Genomic DNA, 7,352 nt, shown 5'->3' with positions numbered 1-7,352 from the left:
GCTCATGTCGGTGCCGGTCGGATCGTTGAAGAAGGCATCGGTGAGGGTCTTCTGGTTTTCCTTGATCGCCTCGTCCGGGTCCGGACGGATCACCTTGCTGGTGCAATTCGACGGCAGGCCTTCAACCGTGATGTTGGAATCCTCGGTGAAGTCGATCGCGGTGTAGAATGTCGGGTCGTAGACACCGATGTCGATCTTGCCGTTGAGCTTGATCGGCACCTTCGGCTCGGATTCGAACAGGATGATCAACTGGTCGTTGTCGAAATTGGCCATCAGATGCGGCGGCGGTGTCATCGCCACGTCCTTGCCGTCAACGGTGACGAGCTGGAAGTAATTGAACTCGGCCAGCGAGGCATGGACGGTGTCGGCGACCTCCTTCAGCTCCTTGTCGTCGAGCTTCAGGTCGGAGTTCTTGTCGAACTCCATCATCACCGTCGAGGAAAACAGATCGTCGAAGCGCCAGAGGTGACGCAGCGCTTTCACACTTTGGTGATCCGGGGAGAGGATCACGTCAAGGCGGGCCTCGGCGAAGACGTGCGGGTGCACCTCAGCTGGTCCAGTGGCGGCGAAGGTCGCCGCCAAGGCCGAAGCCAGCATGATAGCGTGCCGTTTCAGGTGCATTCTCGGTCGCGATTCCATCGGCCTCGGAGAGATGTCGAGAGTTACCAGAAAGGGGGCGAAATTGGGACCGCTGCTGCGTGTCGCCCAAAAGTGCGCCGCGGTTTTGGGACGACGACACGCACGCCAAAAACTCAAAGCGCGTCGTGGCGCAACGCGCTTTGAGGGCTGAAACCGGTTAAGCGGCCTCACGCGTCCTGAACCACTGCACCAGGAAGTCGACGAAGACGCGGACCTTGGCCGGCAGATAGCGGCGGTGCGGGTAGACGGCGAAGATGCCGCCGCCCGACAGGATGCGGTCATCCATCACCGACACCAGCTGGCCGCTCGCGAGGTCGGGAGCGGCAATGAAATCCGGCAGGACGGAAAATCCGAGCCCCGCCACGGCCGCGGCTCTCGCCGTCATTGGGCTGTTGACCTCGATCGGACCCGACACCGAAACGCTCACCGGATCGCCATTGTCGCCCTTGAACGGCCAGTTGTTCAGCCCGCGGCCATTGGTGTCGACGATGCAGGGCATTCGGCTGAGATCCTGCGGCCGTGTCGGCGTGCCATGCTTGGCGATCAGTTCGGGAGAGGCGCAGAGCTTTATCGAAAATGGCGCCAGCCGCCTGGCGATCAGCGACGAGTTTTCCAGCCGCGAGATGCGCACCGCCAGGTCGAAGCCTTCCTCGACCAAATCGACGAAGCGGTCGTCGAGCTGGATGTCGAGCACAATGTCGGGATGCTGCTTGGCGAAATCGATCAGCGACTGGCCGATCGGCGCGTCGGCGAAGGTGCGCGGCGCTGACAGCTTGATCCGGCCGCGCACGTCACCGGAGGATTCGCGCACGGCGTCGGCCAGGCTGTCGACCTCGCGCACGATCTCCGAGGCGCGCCGGTAATAGGTGTGGCCGGCCTCGGTCATCGAGAACTGGCGCGTGGTGCGGTTGAGGAGCAGCGCGCCGAGTTCGTCTTCCAGCTCGCGCACATATTTCGACAAAAGGGCCTTGGAACGGCCGATCTTGCGCGCCGCCGCCGAAAAGCCCTCGGCTTCGACCACGTCGATGAAGGCACGCATGCGGGTCAGTGTGTCCATGGTCAGGCCTTTCGTGCCGCGTCGAGGAGTTTCCGGCCGAGCCGTATCAGGGCAATGTCGCTGCCGGAAGGCCCAAGCAGCGACAGGCCGAACGGGGCGCCGGCGACCGAGCCGATGGGCAGGGTGATTTGCGAGAAGCCGGACAGGCCGGCCAGGCACAGAAGCTGGAGCGCCCGTTCGCGATAGGCCTGGAACTGCTCCGGCGTGCTGTCGACGTAGGGCGCTGGGCCCGGCACCGTCGGCAGGACAAGGAAGCCGTCCTTGCCGAGCAGGGCGCTCAGTTCGCCGCGAAAGGTCAGCCGGCGCACCTTTTCAGCCTGGGCTGTCTTGTCGTCGACGGCACGGCCAAAGCCGAAGCGCTCTTCAACGCCGGGGCCGAGGTCGCGCTCACCGCTTGTGATCCATTCGCCATGCACCGCCCAGGCCTCCCTGGCCTGCAGCCGGCGAAAGCACCAGTAGAGTTCATCCGCGGATGAGGTGAAGCGGATTGCCTGCGTCAAAGGCGGGCCGAAGACCGCGCTCGCCAGCGCCTTCATTCCTGCATATTCGGCAATCGCTGGGCGGGCGACCATCCCATCCAGCCATTCCAGCGCCAGCGGCCGGTCGAGCGTGTGCTGGTGCGGGTCGCGGCCGAGCAGCAGCTTGCCGACGGTCTCATAGGTCTCGATATCGTCGGCGAACCAGCCGAACGTGTCGAAGCTCGGGGCCAGCTTCATCGAGCCATCGAGCGAAATGCGGCCATGTGTGGTGCGCAGCCCGATCAATCCGCAGAAGCTCGCCGGCGCGCGGATCGAGCCGCCGGTGTCGGAGCCGGTGGCGATATCGGCCAGCCTGCCCGCCACTGCCGCCGCCGATCCCGATGACGAGCCGCCGGTGACGCGGTCGGGCGCTGCCGGGTTCACCGGAAACGAGAAATGCGCATTCTGGCCGAACAGCGCGAAGGCAAGCTCGTCGGTCTGCGTCTTGCCGACGAAGCGTGCGCCGGCATCGAGAATCATCTGCACGGCGGGTGCCGTGCGCGAAGCGGCGGGGCTTTCAGCGAATTTCCTGGAATTGCCGCAGCCGGTGCGGTAGCCGGCGACGTCGTAGATGTCCTTGACGGCCAGCCGCAGGCCGGCCAGGGGCCCGAGTTCGGCATGTGCCACCGGCATCTGGCGAAGATAGAGAAAGGCGTTGAGAGGGCCGTGCGTGCCTGTCATCGTTCGATATCCGGATACGGTTGCCGCAACATCGTTCGATGCCAGAAATTTTACAACCTGGGATACGATTTTTATTGATTGTGACGGCAACCAGCCATATATCGCGCTTGCCCAAAGTCGCACGTGCCTGTGGGTGTCCGCCGATCCTCGAATGGTGAGGGAAATCGGTAAGGTAACTGGAGCCAACCCCTCCAGTCGGTCTAGCGGCCAACCGCCAGCCCGAGGACACCTTGAAGCAACGACGGTGCGGGCCTTTCTGGTGTTCTGCCGGTTGTCCAAAAACCGGGGTTACTGAAGAGGCACACCTTCATTGCCGGCAGTGCGGACGGGTCTCCCATCCAAGCCAAGGCAGACAAAGCGAACCGAGGCCGGGCAAGGCCAAGGTTCACCGCCGCGAGACGGCGCTTCATGGTTCCGGGGTCTCCACCGGCTGGTTCCATGGATTTCCGTCCCGCCTTTGTCCACCGCGTGTTCGCGAGGCTGACAGCCCGCGTTCCGCAGCTTTATTGCGCGCCGAAAGGCGCTGATGGAGAGACCCCGATGGCTACCCAGCGCATCCTTGACTTCCTCGCCACCCGACGTCCGACCGGCCCCTGCCTCGTCGTCGACCTCGACGTCGTGCGCGACAATTTCCGCGCCTTCGAGAAGGCGCTACCCGATTCGAAGATCTACTATGCGGTGAAAGCAAACCCGGCGCCGGAAATCCTGCGCCTGCTTGCTGCGATGGGCTCGTCCTTCGACACCGCTTCCGTTGCCGAAGTCGAGATGGCGATGGACGCCGGTGCGCCGGCGGACCGCATCTCCTTCGGCAACACCATCAAGAAGGAGCGTGACATCGCACGCGCCTATCAGCTCGGCATCCGCCTGTTCGCCGTCGATTGCGTCGAAGAGGTCGAGAAGATCGCCCGTGTCGCTCCAGGCTCCCGCGTGTTCTGCCGTGTGCTGACCGATGGCGAGGGCGCCGAGTGGCCGCTGTCGCGGAAGTTCGGCTGCGTGCCGGCGATGGCCGTCGACGTGCTGCGCCATGCCAAGGGGCTCGGCCTCGACGCCTATGGCGTGTCGTTCCATGTCGGCTCGCAGCAGACCGACCTGACCGCCTGGGACCGTGCGCTGGCCGACGCCAAGGTGGTGTTCGCGACGCTCGCCGAGGAAGGCATCGTCTTGAAGATGGTCAACATGGGCGGTGGTTTCCCGACGCGCTATCTGCGTGACGTGCCGGCGGCCCAGGCCTATGGCCAGGCGATCTTCTCGGCGCTGCGCAAGCATTTCGGCAATGCGCTTCCCGAGACCATCATCGAGCCGGGCCGCGGCATGGTCGGCAATGCCGGCGTCATCAAGTCGGAAGTCGTGCTGATCTCGAAGAAGGCCGCCAACGACAATGTGCGCTGGGTGTTCCTCGACATCGGCAAGTTCGGCGGCCTGGCCGAGACGATGGACGAGGCGATCCGCTACCCGATCGTCACCGCGCATGACGGCACGGAGACAGCACCCTGCGTGCTCGCCGGCCCGACCTGCGATTCGGCCGACGTGATGTACGAGAAGACGCCCTATCCGCTGCCTTTGTCGCTGACCATCGGCGACGAGGTGCTGATCGAAGGTACCGGGGCATACACGACCACCTATTCGGCGGTCGCCTTCAACGGCTTCGAGCCTCTCCGATCCTACGTGATCTGACGGTTCGAAAGAACCGATCAGATCATCCGGCGCGGGCGAACAGATCGCCCGCCTGGGCTCGCCTGTGGAACAGTCTCCGCCCGTGAAGGGTTGCGGAAATGGCAATGTCAGTTGAAATCGTGGGCCACGCGCCGGCCTTTGTGATGGTCGCCGAAACCGCCGCCGACGTTGCGGTGCGCGAGGCGTTGCTCGATCGGGCCATGGGGCCGAAGCGGCGGAAAAAGTCGTCTGAGAAGCTGCGTCGCGGCCGCCGGCCGTCGGAGGGCCTGGCCTTCGTCGCCCGCGATGCGTCGGGCACCGTGGCTGGCACGGTGCGGCTGTGGGATGTCACGCTGGGCGAGGGCGGCAAGGCAGCGCTGCTGCTTGGCCCGCTCGCCGTCGATCCGTCGCTCAAGAGTGCCGGCATCGGCTCGGCGTTGATGCGTCATGCCATCGCCGAGGCGGCGCGCCTTGGCCACGCCGCGATCCTGCTGGTCGGGGATGCGCCCTACTATGGACGCTTCGGCTTCTCGGCCGCCAGGACCGGTTCGCTGGCCATGCCGGGACCCTATGAGCGGCACCGCCTGCTGGCGCTGGAGCTGGTGGAAGGCGCGCTTGACGGCGTGCACGGCACGCTGAAGGCTGCCGGTCGCAAGCTGAAGGCGCAGGAATTGACATCGGCGGCCTGAGACACGAAGCCGCCGGCAGCTCATGCAAAAACGCCGCCCGAAAAGGCGGCGTTTTTTCGCGATTGGGGGCGCCGCCTTGGGCGGCTGGATGCCTTCAGCCGATCAACTGGCTGAGCGCCATGGCGACGGTCATGTCGCCTTCGACCTTTATCTTGCCGGTCATGAACGCCATAGTCGGGTTCAGGTCACCAGCGATCAGCGAATCCAAATCGTCGAGCGAGAGCTTGATGGTGCAATCGGCGGGCGCGTCTGATGTCGAGACGGTCGCGCCGTCGATGACGATGACGCCGTCGCTGCCGGTGTCGAATTTCACGGAACGATCGAACCCGCTGCTTGCCACGCGCGACTTGATCTTCTCGGCAATCTCCTGAACGCTCACGCTGTTCTCCTTGTCTGGTTGCATCTGTCTCGCAACGGCGCTTCGATCCAGCCGAAGCCCATGCCGCGGTTTCGCGATCACGGTCGCTGCCGCATATAGCTTTGGGTTGACGTTTACGTCAACGCGAATTCCGGTGGTTGGTTCCCGCCGACGCGGCAGGCGAGGCCCGATGGGATCGAGGCCTGTGAGCAAGGCAACTCAGTGTTCCTTGAACGCCTTGGTCATTTCGCTCGCCGTCTCGCTTTTCTTGCGGCGCAGCCAGTTGTCGCGGATTTCGTCCTTCGACAGGAAATTGACCTGATCGATCAGAACCTCATGCACCAAAGGGGCGCCGACACGCGCGTTGACGGTATCGCGGATCGCTGCACGGAAGGCATCGAGATCGATCGTCGCCTTGTTGGTGAAGTCGATCTGCGGATTGGAATAAAGGTAAGAGTAGACCTGGTCGGTGATCAGCGCCTCCGCCGGAATCGACAGCTTCTTTATCTGCTCGGGTTCGACCGTGTAGACGAGCTTGGTCAGGAAATAGCCGCCGATCTGGGAATCGCGGATCAGCGGCACCGAAATGATGTCGGTCTTGACGTAGTCGAGGCCGCCCAGCATCGGCTTCGGCTTTTCGCCGACACCCTTTTCGCCCGCAGCCTGGAACGAATAGAACACGGCGCCGAGCGTGGCGGCGCAGATCCAGACGGCGATGGCGATGACCTTGATCATCGGGCCCTGCTATCCCCTTGGTCATTCCCTTGCGATGGCAACGCGGCACTGCGCTGTTGCCTGGGCAGGATCGCCGATCTGTCCCTTGCGTTCGGCATCATGCCTTCGCCCAGCCGAACTCGCCGGCGGAATAGGTGCCGTCGGTTTCGGCGCGCTGGATGGCGTGCCGCAACAGGCTGGCGACTTCGTTGACCGCGCTGAGGTGCGCCAGGATCGCCGCCTCGTTCTTCGCCAGCTTCTGGCGCAGTCGGGTCAGGCCCTCGCGATGCTGTTCGAGGAACTCGGCTTCGCTGCCGCCTTTCATGGCGCGAGTCAGCTCGTAGAGGTAGCGGCTCTTGCGGGCGTTCGACGCCTTGAGATCGTAGTTGGTGGCGGTGCGGATGCCGGCCGTCTCTTCCTCGACCACTTCCTCGATGCGGCCGATGATGGCGGCGAGGTTGCCAGGCCGCGCGAACGGGATCGGCGCTTCCGACGCGGTCGTGCGGGCTGGCAGGTTGGGGGTGAATTCCGAAAAGTCGGCCATGAAAATCCCGGTCTGGTTAGATTGAAACTCGGATACGCACTATCTGCTTGGTTGGAGCATGATCTTCCCAAAACCGGTTCCCGGTTCCGGGACATGCCCTAGATCTTGATGTCTGTCTTGATGGTGGTCTCGTCACCGGTGATCGACCGCGCCGCCCTGCGCTGCAATTCATGCACCAGCGAGGTCGACAGGCTGTTCTGTTGATCGATCTCGGTCTTTTCCGGCCCGCCCGAAACCGGCCCGACCGGCACGACGCGCTTGCCTTCGAGATAGTGGTCGGCAAGCATCGACTTGGCGATGCCGATGCCGCCGCGTTCGGCCATGACGTCGGCCACCCGCTCGGCAAGCTGCGATTTCCACATGTCGCCGGCTAGGCCCTTGCCATAGACGCCTTCGGTGTCCTTGGGCAGCATGTTCTGGATGAAGGTCTGCAGCACCATCGCCTCGAACTTCTTGAATTTTTTGGCGGGATCGGTTGAGGCGGCAGCCTTGTCGGCGG

9 protein-coding genes are annotated in these 7,352 nt (G+C 63.8%); 2 read left to right on the top strand and 7 right to left on the bottom strand.

The window, feature by feature from the left end; translation table 11 throughout:
* From EN935_RS15360 to EN935_RS15350, 3 genes are all read right to left on the bottom strand, one after another.
* Positions 1-621: DUF1007 family protein (locus tag EN935_RS15360; protein WP_127373420.1), on the bottom strand; the 621-nt coding region annotated here is incomplete at its 3' end.
* A 175-nt stretch (positions 622-796) separates the two neighbouring features.
* The gene (locus tag EN935_RS15355; RefSeq protein WP_109659329.1) at positions 797-1,696 is read right to left on the bottom strand and encodes a LysR family transcriptional regulator; all 900 of its coding nucleotides are present in this window, start codon (positions 1,694-1,696) and stop codon (positions 797-799) included.
* A gap of 2 nt (positions 1,697-1,698) precedes the next feature.
* On the bottom strand, positions 1,699-2,895 hold the full coding sequence (locus EN935_RS15350; RefSeq protein ID WP_127265950.1) for an amidase: 1,197 nt from the start codon (positions 2,893-2,895) through the stop codon (positions 1,699-1,701).
* 540 nt (positions 2,896-3,435) lie between these two features.
* Here EN935_RS15350 and odc2 point away from each other — a divergent pair.
* Positions 3,436-4,569, top strand: a complete 1,134-nt coding sequence (odc2, locus tag EN935_RS15345; protein WP_127265948.1) for an ornithine/lysine decarboxylase — start codon at positions 3,436-3,438, stop codon at positions 4,567-4,569.
* Positions 4,570-4,667: 98 nt separating this feature from the next.
* Complete coding sequence (locus EN935_RS15340) at positions 4,668-5,237, top strand: N-acetyltransferase (protein WP_127373419.1); 570 nt, start codon at positions 4,668-4,670, stop codon at positions 5,235-5,237.
* Positions 5,238-5,331: 94 nt separating this feature from the next.
* Here the strand turns inward: EN935_RS15340 and EN935_RS15335 are convergent, their stop codons facing one another.
* From EN935_RS15335 to EN935_RS15320, 4 genes are all read right to left on the bottom strand, one after another.
* Complete coding sequence (locus tag EN935_RS15335; RefSeq protein WP_056582750.1) at positions 5,332-5,616, bottom strand: SCP2 sterol-binding domain-containing protein; 285 nt, start codon at positions 5,614-5,616, stop codon at positions 5,332-5,334.
* 198 nt (positions 5,617-5,814) lie between these two features.
* The gene (locus EN935_RS15330) at positions 5,815-6,330 is read right to left on the bottom strand and encodes a hypothetical protein (protein WP_109659335.1); all 516 of its coding nucleotides are present in this window, start codon (positions 6,328-6,330) and stop codon (positions 5,815-5,817) included.
* A 97-nt stretch (positions 6,331-6,427) separates the two neighbouring features.
* A complete protein-coding gene (locus EN935_RS15325; RefSeq protein WP_109659337.1) occupies positions 6,428-6,853 on the bottom strand; it encodes a hypothetical protein in 426 nt (141 codons plus the stop codon).
* Positions 6,854-6,951: 98 nt separating this feature from the next.
* Positions 6,952-7,352: rod-binding protein (locus tag EN935_RS15320; RefSeq protein WP_127373418.1), on the bottom strand; the 401-nt coding region annotated here is incomplete at its 5' end.

Origin of the sequence: Mesorhizobium sp. M7D.F.Ca.US.004.03.1.1 (assembly GCF_003998635.1) — a bacterium.
Classification (GTDB): Bacteria; Pseudomonadota; Alphaproteobacteria; order Rhizobiales; family Rhizobiaceae; genus Mesorhizobium; species Mesorhizobium loti.
The sequence above is the reverse complement of the archived record's forward strand: the minus strand, read 5'-3'. Positions and strand labels throughout refer to the sequence as shown.

Coding starts and splice junctions, on each gene's coding strand:
- EN935_RS15325 (WP_109659337.1), bottom strand. CDS start 6,853: ATGGCCGACTTTTCGGAATTCACCCCCAACCTGCCAGCCCGCACGACC.
- odc2 (WP_127265948.1), top strand. CDS start 3,436: ATGGCTACCCAGCGCATCCTTGACTTCCTCGCCACCCGACGTCCGACC.
- EN935_RS15330 (WP_109659335.1), bottom strand. CDS start 6,330: ATGATCAAGGTCATCGCCATCGCCGTCTGGATCTGCGCCGCCACGCTC.
- EN935_RS15340 (WP_127373419.1), top strand. CDS start 4,668: ATGGCAATGTCAGTTGAAATCGTGGGCCACGCGCCGGCCTTTGTGATG.
- EN935_RS15355 (WP_109659329.1), bottom strand. CDS start 1,696: ATGGACACACTGACCCGCATGCGTGCCTTCATCGACGTGGTCGAAGCC.
- EN935_RS15350 (WP_127265950.1), bottom strand. CDS start 2,895: ATGACAGGCACGCACGGCCCTCTCAACGCCTTTCTCTATCTTCGCCAG.